Source organism: Streptomyces doebereineriae, assembly GCF_031845645.1.
GTDB lineage: Bacteria > Actinomycetota > Actinomycetes > Streptomycetales > Streptomycetaceae > Streptomyces > Streptomyces canus.
Genome location: NZ_JAVREZ010000031.1, coordinates 14645 through 30231, shown reverse-complemented (window position 1 = coordinate 30231; position 15587 = coordinate 14645). Strand labels below are relative to the sequence as shown.

Below are 15587 nucleotides of genomic sequence, written 5' to 3'. Positions count from 1 at the left end.
ACGGATCTGTACTTACGACCATGACGCGGACCGGTTCCCGAGGGCGGCCGGTACTGCTCCACTCGGGTGACTGCCCCCGGCGTGCGACCGCCCGGTCAGCGACGAACGGCCGTGACCCGCTCACTCTCGATCCGCTTGGCCAGCCCCTCCTCGCCCAACCGCTCCAGATGACGGCACAGCACCACGGACCCCCCGGTGGCGAGCGCCCCGTACAACCCGGCGTTCAACCCGTCCCATGTGTCGTACGGCAACCCCGACAACACGCGGTCCCCCGTCCCCTCGGCCCGAGCCCGCTCGACGACCTCCGCCGCGCTGAACTCCCGCCCCGCCACGATCAACGCGGGCTCATCCGGGTCCACCGGAGCGAACGGAACAAACCGGTCCCCCTGTCCCGGCACCTCCACGGCATAGTCCACGAAGCCGTCCGGCGTCTGCGGAAAGCGCCCGCCCAGCGGCCGCAGGGCCAACGCGACCCGCTCTCCGGAACACGCCCGCGCCGCCTCCAGTGTGTCCGGCCCGCTCACGACCACGTCGGCCGCGGCCGGATCTCCGCCGACATCCGCGACCACCCCCACCGACGCGCAGGCCAGCAACCACACCGCCGTCTGCCAGTGCGCGGGCAGCAACAGCGTCACCCGGTCACCGGGCGCCGCGGCGAGGTCGCCCTGGAGGAGGTTCGAGGTCTTGGCCACCCAATTGGCGAAGGTGGCCACGGACAATTCGACACGTTCGCCCGTGGCGTCGTCGTAGAAGGTCACCAGGGGGCGTCCGGGATCCGCGGCGAGCGCGGAACGCAGCAGGTCGGCAGGGGTGCGATCGGTGGCGTTCATCCGCAGAAGGGTACGCGGGCACGCGGCCGGACACCCCAGCGTGGGGCCACCGGTTCGGCGCAACAGAACCCGACGGTCCGTCAGTTTCCCGATGGACAGATTTATATGACTATGTCCAGGATCGGGAGCATGCGTGGACTACTTGCTTCCTCGGTCGGCGTCACCTGTGCGGCCGCCCTCGCCCTGTCCCTCACCTCGCCCGCGGTCGCGGCGAGACCGGTGTCCCCGGCGGCCGAGAGACCGGCGGGCGCGGAAGCCCCGGGCAGCACCCAGTCGCTGCCCCTCGCGCCCCTCGCCTCCCGCGACTTCACCCTCGCCCCGGCCGACGAACAGGGCCTGCCCCGCCGGGACGTTCGGCATTTCTCCCTCGCAGGCGTGATCTGGGACGACCCCGACACCGAGCTGCACGGCCGCGTCCAGATCCGCACCCGTGCGGCCGGCACCGGCACCTGGTCCGGCTGGCAGGACCTGGAGGCCCACAACGACGACATCGCCGACCCCGGCACGGCCGAGCGCATCTCCGGCCGCGTCCACGGCGCCACGGCACCGCTGTGGGTGGGCGACTCGGACGGCGTGGAGGTGAGGGTCCGGGCCGAAGCCGACCACAGGGCCGAGGGCATGGCCCGCGGCTCCCGTACGGTGACCACGACCGCTCCGCTCCCGGCGGGGCTGCGTCTGGAACTGGTGGACCCGGGGGAGAGTGCACCGGCGTCCACCCGGCGGGAAGCCGCGGCGGCAGGCGCCCCCCACCGCGCCGTCGCGCGCTCCGCCCCCACCCCTGAACCGGCCGAGGATCCCGCCACGATGGACACGTCCGCTCCCACCGCCGAACCGCCCGAAGACCCCGCCGCGATGGACGCGTCCGCCGCCAACGCCGGACTGGCCGCTCCCGGCGCCATCGAGATCCCGGCGCTGGACCGGCAGCAGACCGAACAGGAGCTGTTCGCCCTGCGCGCGGGGGAGTTGACGGAGCGGCAGCGGGCGAAGCCGTACATCGGAGCGCGCCCGCGCATCGTCACCCGGCGCGGCTGGGGCGCCGACGAGGGGCTGCGCGAGCGGAGGTTCGTCTACACGAAGAAGGTCAAGGCGGCCTTCGTGCACCACACGGCGTCCGGCAACGGGTACCGCTGTACGCAGGTGCCCTCGCTCATTCGCGGTATCTACCGCTACCACGTCAAGAGCATGGGCTGGCGTGACATCGGCTACAACTTCCTCGTCGACAAGTGCGGAAACATCTACGAGGGCCGGGCGGGCGGCGTCGCGAAGGCGGTCCTCGGCGCCCACACCCTCGGGTTCAACACCAACAGCATGGGGATCGCCGTCGTCGGCAGCTACGGCTCCAAGAAGCCGCCCGCCGCCGCGACGACTGCCGTCGCACGGCTCGCCGCGTGGAAGCTCGGCCTGTACGGCGCAAACCCGAAGGGGAAGACGTATCTGAAGTCGGGCGGTGGCAACCGCTATCCGAAGGGTAAGAAGGTACGACTGAACGTGATCTCCGGCCACCGGGACGGCTTCGCCACGGAGTGCCCCGGACGGAAGCTCTACCGCAAACTCGGATCCACCCGTACGACAGCCGCCCGTCTCCAAGGTCGGTGACGGTCGCTGAGGACCGAGGGGAGTTCGTACCACCCGTTTCACCGCCGTCGGGGGGCAGGCGCGGATGCCGCACGGCCGCCGAAGGTGCCGCACAACGGTCTGCATACACTGGCCGGTCGAAAGACAGTTCGGGCCGGTCCCGGCAGGAAGCGGAGACGACAGGTGACAGAAGCGATCCTCCTGGTCGGCGGCAAGGGCACGAGACTGCGACCCCTCACGGTCCACACCCCGAAGCCCATGGTCCGCGCGGCGGGCGTCCCCTTCCTCACCCACCAGCTGGCCAGAGCGAGAGCGGCGGGCGTCGACCACATCGTCCTCGCGACGAGCTACCTCGCGGAGGTCTTCGAACCGCACTTCGGCGACGGCTCCTCCCTGGGGCTTCACCTCGAGTACGTCACCGAGGTGGAGCCCCTCGGCACCGGCGGCGCGATCCGCAACGTGGCCGACCGTCTGCACTCCGCCCCCGACGAGCCGGTCCTGGTCTTCAACGGCGACATCCTGACGGGCCTGGACATCAGGGCGCTGGTGCGCACGCACGAGACGACGGGCGCGGACGTCTCCCTGCATCTCACGAAGGTGACGGACCCGCGGGCCTACGGACTGGTCCCCACGGACGAGACGGGCCGGGTCCTGGCGTTCCTGGAGAAGCCCCAGACCCCGGAGGAGATCGTCACCGACCAGATCAACGCGGGAGCGTACGTCTTCCGCCGCTCGGTCATCGACACGATCCCGCGGGGCCGCCCGGTCTCCGTGGAACGCGAGACCTTCCCCGAACTCCTGTCGGCCGGAGCCCACCTCCAGGGCATGGTCGACTCGACGTACTGGCTGGACCTCGGCACCCCAGCCGCCTTCGTCCGCGGCTCGGCCGACCTGGTCCTCGGCCGGGCCCCGTCCCCCGCGGTCCCGGGCCGCTGCGGCGACCGCCTGATACTCCCCACGGCCAGGGTCGCCCCGGACGCGAAACTGACCGACGGCACGGTGGTCGGCGAGGGCGCGTACATCGCGGAAGGTGCCAGGGTCTCCGGCTCGACGATCCTTCCGGGCGCGGTGGTCGAACCAGGTGCCGTCATCACCGACTCCCTGATCGGCACCAGGGCCCGCGTGGGCGAACGCTCGGTCCTCACCGGCACGGTCATCGGCGACGGCGCGATCATCGGCGCCGACAACGAACTGCGCCACGGCGCGCGAGTCTGGTGCGACGCGAAGATCCCCGCGGGAGCGGTCCGCTTCTCGTCGGACCAGTGAGGAGAGGTTCCGGCCGAGTCAGCCCGTCCGGCGTTTGAGGACACAGGGGGCGGAGCCCCCTGTGCGGGGTCGAAGGGGCGGCAGCCCCTGGAGAGGGGACGGGCAGGGGCGGCGGGGGCGAAAACCGCGACGCCACCCCCCACCCGCCGCACCGTCACAACCGCCCGATGTCCCCCCGAGTCATCCGCGGCGCCCGCCGCCCCGGAACCCGCCCACTCAACAGGATCAACCGAGCCGCCCGATGCCGCTGCCCCGCATACGGCTCCAGCAGCGCCAACATCGCCGCATCATCCGCATCCCGATCCCCCGCCAGCGCGAACCCCACGATCCCCGGCAGATGCAGATCCCCCACGGTCACCGCATCCGCCGCCCCATGACTTCGCTGCACCACCTCCGCGGACGTCCACGGCCCCACCCCCGGCACCACCTCCAGCCGAGCCTGCGCGGCCGCCGGAGACATCCCCACCGCCTCCTCCAGCCGCGCCGCCACCCGTACGGCCCGCAGGATCGTCGAGGCCCGCTTGTTGTCCACCCCGGCCCGATGCCACTCCCACGACGGAATCAACGCCCACGTGCGGGGAGACGGCATCACCCACAGCCGCCCACCCGCCGCGGGCCCCGGCGCCGGCTCCCCGAACTTCCGCACCAGCAACCGCCACGCCCGATACGCCTCATCGGTGGTGACCTTCTGCTCCAGCACGGAAGGAATCAACGACTCCAGCACCAGCCCGGTCCGCGTCAGCCGCAGCCCCGGCCGCCGATGCCAGGAATGAGCCACCACCCGATGCCGGGGCACGAAGACAGAAGGATCGTCCGCGGCCCCGAGCAGCTCCGGCAACCGCGAGAGCAGCCACTCACCCCCGGGCCCCCACGCCTCGCCGCGCACCTCACCGCCGTACACGCAGACCCGCAGGGTCCCGGGACCGACAGGCGTACGACTGGCCCGCCACACGGACCCGTCCGGAAGAGCCCGGAACGTGGGGTCCCCGGGCCCCCGCCTGAGCGCCCCGAGCACCAGCCCGAGATCGACGGGCCACCCCGGCGCCCACTTCCGCACCAGCGGCGCCTCCACCCGCGGCGCCTCCACCCGCGGCGCCTCCCGCCGCGCGGCGGGCACGACGACCTCCCCACCGCGCACGGTCGTACGCGTGGGCCGGGGAGCGAAACGTCCTGCCACGAATGAAGTCCTGAGGTACGAGAGGAACCGGGGCCTGGGATACGAGAGGAACCGGGAGAAGCCCTACGAGACTAGGCGCAAGCCGAGGCCCACCACCGCACCCCGACGAAACCGGCGCACATCACCGCACCTCGATGAAGCTCCCCGCATCCCGGTCCGGCCGGGGCCGGGGCTCCTCCGCCGGATGCCCCACCGCGACGGCCCCCATCGGATCCCAGTCCTCCGGCAGCCCCAGCACCTCCCGCACCACATCGCGGCAGAACATGGTGGACGACACCCACGCCGACCCCAGCCGCTCCCCGGCCAGCGCGACGAGGAAGTTCTGCACCCCGGCCCCCGCCGCGACGACGAACATCTCCCGCTCGGCCGCGTCCCGCCGTACATCGCCGTACGTGTGCGACCCGTCCATCACCAGACACGGCACGACGAGATACGGCGCGTTCCGCAGCACGTCCCCGCGCCGCACCCGTTTGGCTATGGACTCCTCGGACTTGCCGTCCCGCCGCAGATCGGCGATCCAGGCGTCCCGCATGGCGTCCAGCAGCCCGGTCCGCGAGGCCTCGGACTCCAGCAGCACGAACCGCCACGGCGTCGTGTGATGCGGCGCCGGCGCGGTGACGGCCGCGGCGACGGCCCGTCGTACGGCTCCGGGGTCGACGGGCTCGTCCGTGAAGGCCCGTACGGTACGGCGCTGGGTGACCGCTTCCCGGACGGCCTCCGAGGTCCCCAGCCGGAACATGTCGTCGCGCGCGTGACGCACCATGGCCCGCGCCCCCTCCCCGTGCTCCTCGGCCACGACGTGCGCCAGCCCGCGCACGACGGCGACGGGGAGACCGGCGGCCTTGCCCTTGACGAGATCACCGGCGGCGGCCAGTTCGTCGGCCGTCGCCACGACGGTCGCGCTGAGCGGATTGCCGTACGCGTCCGTGCCGCCCCGCAGATCGTCCAGCACCCGCACCCCGGCGGCCCCGATCGCGACATCGGTCAGCCCGGCGCGCCAGGGCCGCCCGAAGGTGTCGGTGACGACGATCCCGACGTCGACCCCGAGGGCGTCCCGCAGCCCGTCCCGGATCGCCCGCGCCGACGCGTCGGGGTCCTCGGGCAGCAACAGCACGGTCCCCGAAGGGGTGTTGGAGGCGTCGACCCCGGCGGCGGCCATCACGAGCCCCTGCCGGTTCTCGACGATCCTGAGCGCCCCGCGCCGCGCCACGACCCGTACGGTCTCGGCATCGATCGCGGCCTCCCGGTCGCTCGCCTCGACGACGCGCCCCTCCGCCTTGGACACGATCTTCGAGGTGACGAGCAGCACGTCCCCGTCGACGAGCCCCGGCTCGGCGGCGGCGATCAACTTGGCGAGGTCGTCCCCCCGCGCGACCTCGGGCATCCCGGAGACGGCCCACACCCGGAAACCGCCCCCCGCCATGCCCTTCACGGACTCGTGGCCGGGCGGGTTCGCCGGGCCGTCTGCCGTCTCGTGGCCGGGCGGGGTGGTGGTGCCGTCTGCCGTCTCGTGGCTGGGCGGGTTCGCCGTGCTGCCCGCCATCCCATGACCCGACCCATCCGCCGAGCTGCCCGCCGACCCACGACCGGACCCAGTCACCGCGCCCCCCGCACCCCCGGGCCCGCCGCTCGCGGCAGCGCCGTCGTTCACCGGCCCGCCGTCGGCAGCATGCGCGCCGCCCCGGCTCCCGGCCACCGCTCCCGGTGCTTCCGCAGGGCCCCGTGCCTCACCCGCCACCTCGCCGCTCAAGCTCCGCGCACCTCCTCCGCCAGCTCCAGCGCCTCCTGGGCCATCCGTGTGGTCGCGTCCAGGTCGGTCATCATCAGGGGTACGGCCCGGCAGCGGATGCCGGCCGACTCGATCCGCTCGACCGCTCCGGCGTCCACGGTGTCGACGAGCCAGCCGTCCAGCAGCCCCGAGCCGTAGTGCTCGGCGACCGCCGCGGCCGTGGACTCGACGCCGACCGCCGCCAGCACCTTGTCGGCCATGCCGCGCACGGGCGCGTCCCCGACGATGGGGGACAGACCCACCACCGGTACCCCGGCCTCGGCGATCGCCTCGCGGATGCCGGGCACGGCGAGGATCGTGCCGACGGACACCACCGGGTTGGACGGCGGGAACAGCACGACGTCCGCCTCCGCGATCGCCTCCAGCACCCCCGGCGCCGCCTTGGCCTGCTCCGCGCCCACCGGCACGACCGCGTGGGCCGGAACGGACGCCCGCAGCCGCACCCAGTACTCCTGGAAGTGAACGGCCTTGCGCTCGCCGTCGACCTCCACGGCCACATGCGTCTCGACCCGGTCGTCGGTCATCGGGATCAGCCGCACCCCCGGCTTCCACCGGTCGCACAGCGCCTCGGTCACCGCGCTCAGCGGATACCCCGCGCCGATCATCTGCGTCCGCACGATGTGCGTGGCGAAGTCCCGGTCCCCGAGCCCGAACCACTCGGGTCCGACGCCGTACGCCGCGAGCTCCTCCTTGAGGTGGAAGGTCTCGTCGGCCCGCCCCCAGCCCTGCTCCTCGTTGATACCGCCGCCGAGCGTGTACATCACCGTGTCGAGGTCCGGGCAGACCTTCAGCCCGAAGAGGTGGATGTCGTCCCCGGTGTTACCGATGACCGTGATGTCCGCGTCCGGCGCGGCCTGCTTCAGACCGCGCAGGAACCGGGCACCGCCGATGCCGCCTGCCAGAACCACAATGCGCATGGGAGCAAGTCTTACAGGCGGGTACGACAACGCGTCACGCGGTTACGACGTCCACCTCGTCGTGGGTCTCGCGGGCGGTGCAGGCGGTGTACATCGGCATCTCGGTCAGCCCCGGGTAGTAGACGTGCAGAGTCACCGCCGGCTCCAGCGCGTCGTTGACGACTTCGTGCACGTACCCCGGCGCGAACACCCGCTGTGCCCCCGCCCCCAGCGCGCGCGTGCCCCGCTCGGTGCGCTCGGTCAGCGTGCCCTCCAGGACGGTGAGGACCCCGGAGGAGCGGCCGTGGTCGTGCAGCCCGCTGCCCTGACCGGGGACCCAGGACAGCAGCCACACCTCGTAGCCGGGTCCGGTACGCAGCCGGTGGTACCAGCGGCTCGTCGCGTCGTACTGGACGAGGTGCGCCCACTGCGAACGGTCGGCGGCGATGGAGCGTGCCAGGCCGACGAAGTCGGCGACGGTGGCCGGGTGCTCGCGGGGGGCCTGGAGGAGGTGCGGGACCTCGAGGAGGTCGCCGGCGATCTGGAGGTCGTTGTCGCTGTTCATGGGGTGCGATGGGTCCTCGGCGAAGAGTGTGGGGGCTGGCTGGGTGTCGCGTACCGTCCGCCCGGGTCACGGGAAGACAGGAATGCCCTGGTGCGGGCGGGGAACAAGCAGCCGAGTCACGGTGGACTCAGGAGCAGCCGGAGCGCGTTGGGCTCAACAGCTGGAACAGCAACAACAGCTACAGCGAGCGCGGGCAGCACCGTGGGACCCCGCCGTGCGGGTCGAGGTGAGTGCCAAGTTCGCGAGCATGCCCACAAGGACACCGGGTCACACGTTCACTGTCAACTCGACACCCCGGAAGTGGGACATGTTTCACCTCATCCGGTCCAACTCCCTGATGAAAGGTTTGTTCACGCGTCTACCGGGACACATGGCGCACAACCGGGCGCACGGGCCGCGACTTCGCACGACCTGCACGGGCGCACACGGAACGAGTTCGAACTGATGGGCGTCCTTCCCCGTACAGGTCCGAAAGGGCCGGCGCGGCTCGGCACCCCTCTCGGGTCTCGTCTGCTTGTCAAGGTTTATGCCGATTTGAACACTTTCTGCAAGGCCTTGGTTCCGCAGAGTGAATAAGGGGCTCAATAGCAGATCTCGGCTTGACTCGCCCGGAGCAGCACACTTGTAATTTCACTCGTGTCGTTCAGCCGAAATCGGTAACGGCCGTCACACGGGGACGCGAAGACAGACGAGGGGCGCACATGACCGAGCTGGTGCAGCAACTGCTGGTCGACGACGCGGACGAGGAACTCGGCTGGCAGGAGCGCGCGCTGTGCGCCCAGACCGACCCCGAGTCCTTCTTTCCCGAGAAGGGCGGCTCCACCCGCGAGGCCAAGAAGGTCTGCCTGTCCTGCGAGGTCCGCTCCGAGTGCCTCGAATACGCCCTCGCCAACGACGAGCGCTTCGGTATCTGGGGCGGCCTGTCGGAACGCGAACGCCGCAGGCTGAAGAAGGCCGCCGTCTGACACGAGGCACGCTTCGCAGCACTTTTCGTACGCAACCGAACGGCCCGTCGCGCGTGGGTTATCCACAGGCGGCGGGCCGCCGTCTTGCCCAGCCGATAGTGTGGGCGCTCGTCCGAGACGCCTCGCCGCCCCCTCAGGGCACAGGCGCCCACCGCAGTCCACCGAACCGGGGCCCGTACCTCGATGTCCGTGCACAGCCACACGGCAGCCCAAGACCACGCTGCCACTCCTGAGTTCCCGCGTCATGTGGTGACCGCGGTGCTCGTCTCCCACGACGGCGCCCGCTGGCTGCCCGACGCGCTCGCCGGGCTGCTCGGCCAGGAGCGTCCCGTGCAGTTCGCCATGGCCGCCGACACCGGCAGCGCGGACGACTCCGCGCAGCTGGTGACCGATGTCCTCGGGGCCGACCGGGTGCTGCACCTCGCCCGGCGCACCGGCTTCGGCCAGGCCGTCGAGGAGGCCGCCCGCACCGCTCCCGTCCTGACGCCGGACGAGCTGCCGTATCTGAAGCGGCCCAGCGGCTGGGACCCGGTCACGCGCACGTGGCGCGACGACGCCTACGACCTGCCGGAGCTGCCGCACGGCGAACCGGTCCAGTGGCTCTGGCTGCTGCACGACGACTGCGCCCCCGAGCCCGACGCCCTGGCCCAGCTGCTGCGCGTCGTGGAGAACGAACTGGAGCTCGGCAGGGACGACGTCGCCGTCGTGGGCCCCAAGCTCCGCGGCTGGTACGACAAACGGCAGCTTCTGGAGGTCGGCGTCTCCATCGCCCACTCCGGCCGCCGCTGGACGGGCCTGGACCGCCGCGAACAGGACCAGGGCCAGCACGACCACGTCCGGTCCGTGCTGTCCGTGTCCACCGCGGGCATGCTGATCCGCCGCGACCTCTTCGAGCAGCTGGGTGGCTTCGACCGGCGCCTGCCCCTCATGCGTGACGACGTCGACCTGTGCTGGCGCGCCCAGGCCGCCGGCCACCGCGTCCTCATCGCCCCCGAAGCCGTCGTACGCCACGCCGAGGCGGCCTCCCGGGAGCGCCGTACCGTCGACTGCGCGGGCCGCACCACCGCGTCCCCGCACAAGGTCGACAAGGCCGGAGCCGTCTACACCCTGCTCGTCAACACGCGTACGGCCGCGCTGCCCTGGGTGCTCGTGCGCCTGGTCCTGGGCACCCTGCTGCGGACGGTCGCCTACCTCGTCGGCAAGGTCCCCGGACAGGCCCTCGACGAGATCCGCGGCCTCCTGGGCACCCTGCTGCGGCCCGAGCGGATCATCGCCGGGCGGAGCAAGCGAGGCACGCCGGTCGTCGACAAGGACGAGCTCAGGCAGCTGTTCCCGCCGCCCGGCGCGACCGTCCGGGCCACCGTGGAACAAATCGCGGGCAACTTCTTCGGCGGCTCCGACGCCGAGGCCTCCGCGGCCGGACGCCATGGCGGCGGCATCGAGTCCGGGCCCGGCGGCGACGACGCGGACTTCCTGGAGATCGAACAGTTCGCCCGCCTCAAGCGCGTCGCCCGCAAGCCGGGACCGGTGCTCTTCCTGGCGCTGCTCCTCGTCGCCCTGGTCGCCTGCCGCAACCTTCTGGGAGGCGGCGCGCTCGCGGGCGGCGCCTTGCTGCCCGCCCCGGCCGACGCGAGCGAGCTGTGGTCTCGTTACGCGGACGCGTGGCACGCGGTGGGCGCCGGCGGCACCCCGTCGGCGCCGCCGTATCTGGCGATCATCGCCGCGCTGTCCTCCGTACTGTTCGGCTCGACCGGCCTCGCACTGACGGTCCTGCTGGTCTGCTCGGTGCCGCTGGCCGGCTTCACGGCCTACTTCGCCTCCCGCCCGCTCGTCGAGTCCCGCCTCCTGCGCGCATGGGGGGCCGTCGTCTACGCCTTCCTGCCCGCCGCCACCGGCGCCCTCGCCGGCGGCCGCGTCGGCACCGCCGTTCTCGCCGTCCTGCTGCCGCTCATCGCGCGCGCGGGCGTCGTGGCCGGCGGCCTGACGAACACCGCTGGCACGCGTGGCAGTTGGCGCGCCACCTGGGCGTTCGCGCTCCTGCTCACGATCACCACCGCGTTCACGCCGATCATCTGGCCGATCGCGCTGCTCCTCGGCATCGGCCTGCTGGTCGTGCGCCGCACCGACATCACCGCCTACGGCCTGCGCTTCCTGGCCCAGTTCGGAACCCCCCTGCTGGTCCTCGCCCCCTGGTCGCTGACGCTGCTCCCGTTCGGCTTCTTCGAGCAGGCGGGTCTCGAGTACGGCTCCTCGGCCGCCTCCGCCCTCGACCTGCTCGGCGCGAGTCCGGGTGGCCCCGGCACGGTCGACGGGCTGATGCTCATCGGTGTGGTGCTGGCTGCCCTGGCCGCCCTGCTGCGCACCGAGCGGCAGTTCGGCATCTGGACGGCCTGGGCTGTGGCCCTGGTGGGCCTCGTCTTCGCGGTCCTGTCCAACGACTCGACCTGGGCGGGTCCCGCCACCCTCGTCTACGGCCTCGCCCTGCTGGCCGCCGCCATGCTCGGCGCCGACGGGGCACGCGCACGCGTGGCCGAGCAGAGCTTCGGCTGGCGCCAGCCGGTCGCCGCCCTGATCGCCTTCGCCTCCGCCGCGGGCCCGCTGCTCGTCGCCGCGGGCTGGATGATCGGCGGCGCCGACGGACCGCTGGAGCGCCGCGACCCCGTACAGGTGCCCGCGTTCGTCGCCGAGGAGAGCGGCACCCGCGACCAGGCCCGCACCCTCGTCCTCGACAGCGACTCCGCGGCGCACGTCGGCTACATGCTGGTGCGCGGCTCCGGCGCCCGCCTCGGCGACGCCGAACTCGCCGCGGCCGACGGCGAGAACGACAAGCTGGACAAGGTCGTCGCCAACCTCGTCGCCGGCTCCGGTGCCGACCAGGCGAACCAGCTCGGCGGCTTCGCCGTGCGCTACGTCCTCGTCCACAAGGGCGCGCCCCGCGAGGTCACGCGCGTGCTGGACGCCACGCCCGGCCTGACCCGGCTCAGCCAGCAGGACGGCAGCGGACTGTGGCGGGTCGACCAGGAGGTCGCGCGCGCCACCATTGTCGCCAAGTCCGGTGCCGGTACCGCGCAGCCGGTGGCCGCGGGCCCCGTGGACATCCACACCACGGTCCCGTCCGGCGCCGACGGCAGGATCCTGCGCCTCGCCGACACCGCCGACGAGGGCTGGACCGCCACCCTGGACGGCAGGCCGCTGACCCGCACCACCGTCGACGGCTGGGCCCAGGGCTTCGAACTGCCCGCCTCCGGCGGCAGGCTGGACGTCACCTTCGACGATCCCTTCACCCACACCCTGTGGCTGTGGATCCAGGGCTTCCTCGCCGTCGTCCTCGTGGTCATGGCCCTGCCCGGCCGCCGCCGCGACGTCGACGACGACCTTCCCGAGGAGCCGTCGGTCCCCGCCCAGGCAGTGGCGGGCGAGGGCCGCCGCGCCCGCCGTCTGCGCGCCCAGGCCGAGGAGGCCGCGCGCCCCGAGGACCTCCCCCCTCTTCCGCAGGAGGCCCCCGCCGCGGTCCCGCACCAGCAGTCCTACGGCGACTGGGACGCCCCGACCTACGCGAACGCCGAGTACGGCACCTACGGCGGCGAGCAGTACCAGGACACGGCCCAGCAGTACCCGGCGGGCGGCTACGACCAGCAGCCGTACCAGGCGGACCCCTACCAGGGCGGCCAGTACGACCCGTACGCCTACGGCGGCCAGAACCAGCAGGCGTCGTACGACCAGACGTACGGCGGCCAGTACGAGCAGCAGTACGACCAGGGCTACGACCCCGCGTACGACCCGGCGCAGCAGCACCCGGACGACACCGGCAGTGAGCGCCCCGACGGGAGTCAGCAGTGAACCGCACCACCGTGTCCCTCATCGCCGGCACCGCCGCGCTCGCCGCCGTCACCGGGTTCGCCACGCTCAGCTCACCGCAGGCCGCCGGCACCGCCGGGACGGCCGCAGAGCTGCCCGTGGAGCGCACCAGTCTGCTGTGCCCGGCGCCCAGCACCTCCGACATCGCGGAGACGTCGTACACGTCCTTCACGCCTGTCACGAAGGACGCGGACGGCGGCGGCAAGGCCGAACTGCAGGCGGCCACCGCGAAGTCGGACGGCAAGAGCGCGGGCAAGAAGGCCGGCAAGAAGGCCGGCAAGCCGGTCCTCGAACCCGAGGAGCCCGGCAAGCCCGCCACCGGCGACACCTCCGGCGGCGACGCGCCGGCACTCGTCGGCACCGCCGAGGGCAAGTTCGCGCCCGGCTGGACCGTCCAGGAGACCACGGAGGTCGCCGCGGGCTCCGGACGCGGGCTGCAGGGCGTCAACTGTTCCGCCCCCGACACCGAGTTCTGGTTCCCGGGCGCGAGCACGGCCTCCGACCGCACCGACTACGTCCATCTGACCAACCCCGACGACTCCGCCGCCGTCGTCGACATCGAGCTCTACGGCAAGGACGGTGCCCTGGACTCCACGCTGGGGGAGGGCATCACGGTCGCGCCGCACTCCAGCGACCCGATCCTGCTGTCCACGCTCACCGAGGAGAAGCAGGAGAACCTCACCGTCCATGTGAACGTCCGCAGCGGGCGCGTGGGCGCGGCCGTGCAGGCGCTGGACGACAAGCTCGGCGGTGACTGGCTGGCCGCGTCGACGGACCCGTCCGGCAGCCTGGTGCTGCCCGGTATCCCGAAGGACGCCACCGCCGTGCGCCTGGTCGCCTTCACGCCCAGCGACTCCGACGCCGACCTGAAGGTGCAGCTCGCGTCCCCCTCCGGCCTGATCACCCCCGCCGGGAACGAGACACTGCACGTGAAGGCGGGCATGACCACCTCCGCCGACCTCGGCGACGTCACACGCGGGGAGGCCGGTTCGCTGGTCCTGACCCCCACCGACGCATCCGTGCCGGTGGTCGCCGCCCTGAGGGTCGTCCGCGGCAAGGGCGACGACCAGGAGACGGCCTTCATCCCGGCCACGCGTCCGGTCGGCACACGCGCGACGGTCGCCGACAACAGGGCCAAGGGCACCACGCTCTCGCTGACCGCCCCCAGCCGGGCGGCCACCGTCAAGGTCACGGCCTCGGCGGGCAGCGAGGGCGGTGAGGCGGTGACGAAGACGTTCACCCTCAAGGCGGGCACCACCGAGAATGTGGAAGCCCCCACCCCGACCGGCCTCAAGGGCACGTACGCCCTCACGGTCGAGCATGTCTCGGGAGGCCCGGTCTACGGCGCCCGCACCTTGGCGGCCACCGCGGACGGAGTGCCGGGCTTCACCATCCAGGCCCTCCCGGACGACCGGGGCATGGTGGCGGTGCCGGAGGCGGACCAGGACCTGTCGGTGCTGCAGAAGTAGCCCGGGGCGATCCGCGGGCGGTTCAGTCCTCGCCGTACCGCGGATCCACCGTCTCCGGAGTGAGCCCCAGCAGCTCGGCCACCTGCTCCACGACGATCTCGTGCACCAGCGCCGCCCGCTCGTCGCGCCCCTTGGTGCGGATCTCCACCGGCCGCCGGTAGACGACCACGCGCGCGGGGCGTCCCTCACGCGCCGGAATCGTCCCGCCGAGCGGCACCGCCTCGTCGTTCCAGGACTGTCCGTCCAGCCGAGGCACCTCCAGGACCAGGAAATCGATCTCGGCGAGCTGCGGCCAGCGCCGCTCCAGGCGCTCCACGGAGTCCTGCACCAGGTCCGCGAACGCCTCGGCTCGACTAGCGGCGAGGGGCACCTGCGGCGGGGCGATCGGGCCGCGCATGCCCCGGCCGTGGCGATCACGGCGGCGGGGCCCGGGGCCGGTGGCGCGGGGCGGTACAGGGTTGTCCATCACTGGTGAAGGGTAATCCTCACCGCACTCGCGCGCCCGCCGCCCACGCGGTACCCCGGACGCGGCCCGAAACGACGTACGGCCACCTCGTACGGCATGTCGGCAGTTGACCATTCCAGCCAAGGTTGGGCTCGAATCCGTATCTCTCCGAGACCGTCGATCTCAAGGCAATTGACATGGTTTGTACCAACTGGTGATCGGTTTCAGGTGTGTTCGGCCCCTCGAAAGCGGTTGTCCGTGCAGGTCACCGCGGTGGGACGGGAGTGCCGTGTGGGGCGTTTCACAACACGACACGGTGGGGTGACCTGGGGGAGAGTCGTCGCGGCCCGTTCAAGAGTGCGGTACCGTCCAACGTCGTGAGCCCTGTACGTCGCTGTTCGCGCACCGCTTGCGGCCGCCCCGCCGTCGCGACGCTGACGTACGTCTACGCCGACTCGACCGCGGTCCTCGGCCCGCTCGCCACCTACGCCGAACCCCACTGCTACGACCTGTGCGCCGAGCACTCCGAGCGCCTCACCGCCCCGCGCGGCTGGGAGGTCGTCAGGCTCCTCGACGCCTCGGCCCCGGCCCGGCCCAGCGGGGACGACCTGGAAGCGCTTGCCAACGCCGTGCGCGAAGCGGCCCGTCCGCAGGAGCGTGCCGGCCAAGCCGGCGGCGGAGCGCGCGCGGCCGACCCGATGGAGGTCGCGCGCCGCGGCCATCTGCGGGTCCTGCGCTCTCCCGACAACTGA

At 72.5% G+C, this 15587-nt stretch carries 12 protein-coding genes; 6 read left to right on the top strand and 6 right to left on the bottom strand.

The genetic code is table 11. The annotated features are described in order from the left end of the window. Positions 1–95: 95 nt before the first annotated feature. Positions 96–830 carry a TIGR03089 family protein gene (locus RNB18_RS47320; protein WP_311720375.1) on the bottom strand — a complete coding sequence of 245 codons (735 nt, stop codon included), beginning with the start codon at positions 828–830 and terminating at the stop codon, positions 96–98. A gap of 129 nt (positions 831–959) precedes the next feature. Here RNB18_RS47320 and RNB18_RS47315 point away from each other — a divergent pair, with 129 nt between their 5' ends. Together RNB18_RS47315 and RNB18_RS47310 are read left to right on the top strand one after the other, a co-directional pair. Continuing rightward, positions 960–2426: a peptidoglycan recognition protein family protein gene (locus RNB18_RS47315; RefSeq protein ID WP_311720374.1), complete on the top strand. Its 1467-nt coding sequence runs from the start codon at positions 960–962 to the stop codon at positions 2424–2426. A 162-nt stretch (positions 2427–2588) separates the two neighbouring features. Beyond that, a complete protein-coding gene (locus tag RNB18_RS47310) occupies positions 2589–3671 on the top strand; it encodes a mannose-1-phosphate guanylyltransferase (RefSeq protein ID WP_311720373.1) in 1083 nt (360 codons plus the stop codon). A gap of 154 nt (positions 3672–3825) precedes the next feature. Here the strand turns inward: RNB18_RS47310 and RNB18_RS47305 are convergent, their stop codons facing one another. The 4 genes from RNB18_RS47305 to RNB18_RS47290 all read right to left on the bottom strand — a co-directional run bounded on the left by RNB18_RS47305 (position 3826) and on the right by RNB18_RS47290 (position 8098). Further along, positions 3826–4848, bottom strand: a complete 1023-nt coding sequence (locus tag RNB18_RS47305; RefSeq protein ID WP_311720372.1) for a DNA-3-methyladenine glycosylase family protein — start codon at positions 4846–4848, stop codon at positions 3826–3828. Positions 4849–4969: 121 nt separating this feature from the next. Next, positions 4970–6271, bottom strand: coding sequence for a coenzyme F420-0:L-glutamate ligase (locus RNB18_RS47300; RefSeq protein WP_311720426.1), 1302 nt, complete (start codon positions 6269–6271; stop codon positions 4970–4972). A 323-nt stretch (positions 6272–6594) separates the two neighbouring features. Beyond that, complete coding sequence (cofD, locus tag RNB18_RS47295; protein WP_311720371.1) at positions 6595–7554, bottom strand: 2-phospho-L-lactate transferase; 960 nt, start codon at positions 7552–7554, stop codon at positions 6595–6597. 34 nt (positions 7555–7588) lie between these two features. After that, on the bottom strand, positions 7589–8098 hold the full coding sequence (locus RNB18_RS47290) for a cysteine dioxygenase (protein ID WP_311720370.1): 510 nt from the start codon (positions 8096–8098) through the stop codon (positions 7589–7591). A gap of 701 nt (positions 8099–8799) precedes the next feature. On the opposite strand from RNB18_RS47290, the gene RNB18_RS47285 reads away from it, so the two are divergent. The 3 genes from RNB18_RS47285 to RNB18_RS47275 all read left to right on the top strand — a co-directional run bounded on the left by RNB18_RS47285 (position 8800) and on the right by RNB18_RS47275 (position 14390). Further along, positions 8800–9063 carry a WhiB family transcriptional regulator gene (locus tag RNB18_RS47285; RefSeq protein ID WP_003990679.1) on the top strand — a complete coding sequence of 88 codons (264 nt, stop codon included), beginning with the start codon at positions 8800–8802 and terminating at the stop codon, positions 9061–9063. A gap of 183 nt (positions 9064–9246) precedes the next feature. Continuing rightward, positions 9247–12903, top strand: coding sequence for a glycosyltransferase (locus tag RNB18_RS47280; protein ID WP_311720369.1), 3657 nt, complete (start codon positions 9247–9249; stop codon positions 12901–12903). Next, positions 12900–14390, top strand: a complete 1491-nt coding sequence (locus RNB18_RS47275; RefSeq protein WP_311720368.1) for a DUF5719 family protein — start codon at positions 12900–12902, stop codon at positions 14388–14390. The genes RNB18_RS47280 and RNB18_RS47275 overlap by 4 nt, the downstream gene beginning before the upstream one ends. A gap of 22 nt (positions 14391–14412) precedes the next feature. Here RNB18_RS47275 and RNB18_RS47270 read toward each other — a convergent pair whose 3' ends face one another. Next, the gene (locus RNB18_RS47270) at positions 14413–14856 is read right to left on the bottom strand and encodes a metallopeptidase family protein (RefSeq protein ID WP_079072306.1); all 444 of its coding nucleotides are present in this window, start codon (positions 14854–14856) and stop codon (positions 14413–14415) included. 356 nt (positions 14857–15212) lie between these two features. On the opposite strand from RNB18_RS47270, the gene RNB18_RS47265 reads away from it, so the two are divergent. After that, a complete protein-coding gene (locus tag RNB18_RS47265; protein ID WP_057611542.1) occupies positions 15213–15587 on the top strand; it encodes a DUF3499 domain-containing protein in 375 nt (124 codons plus the stop codon).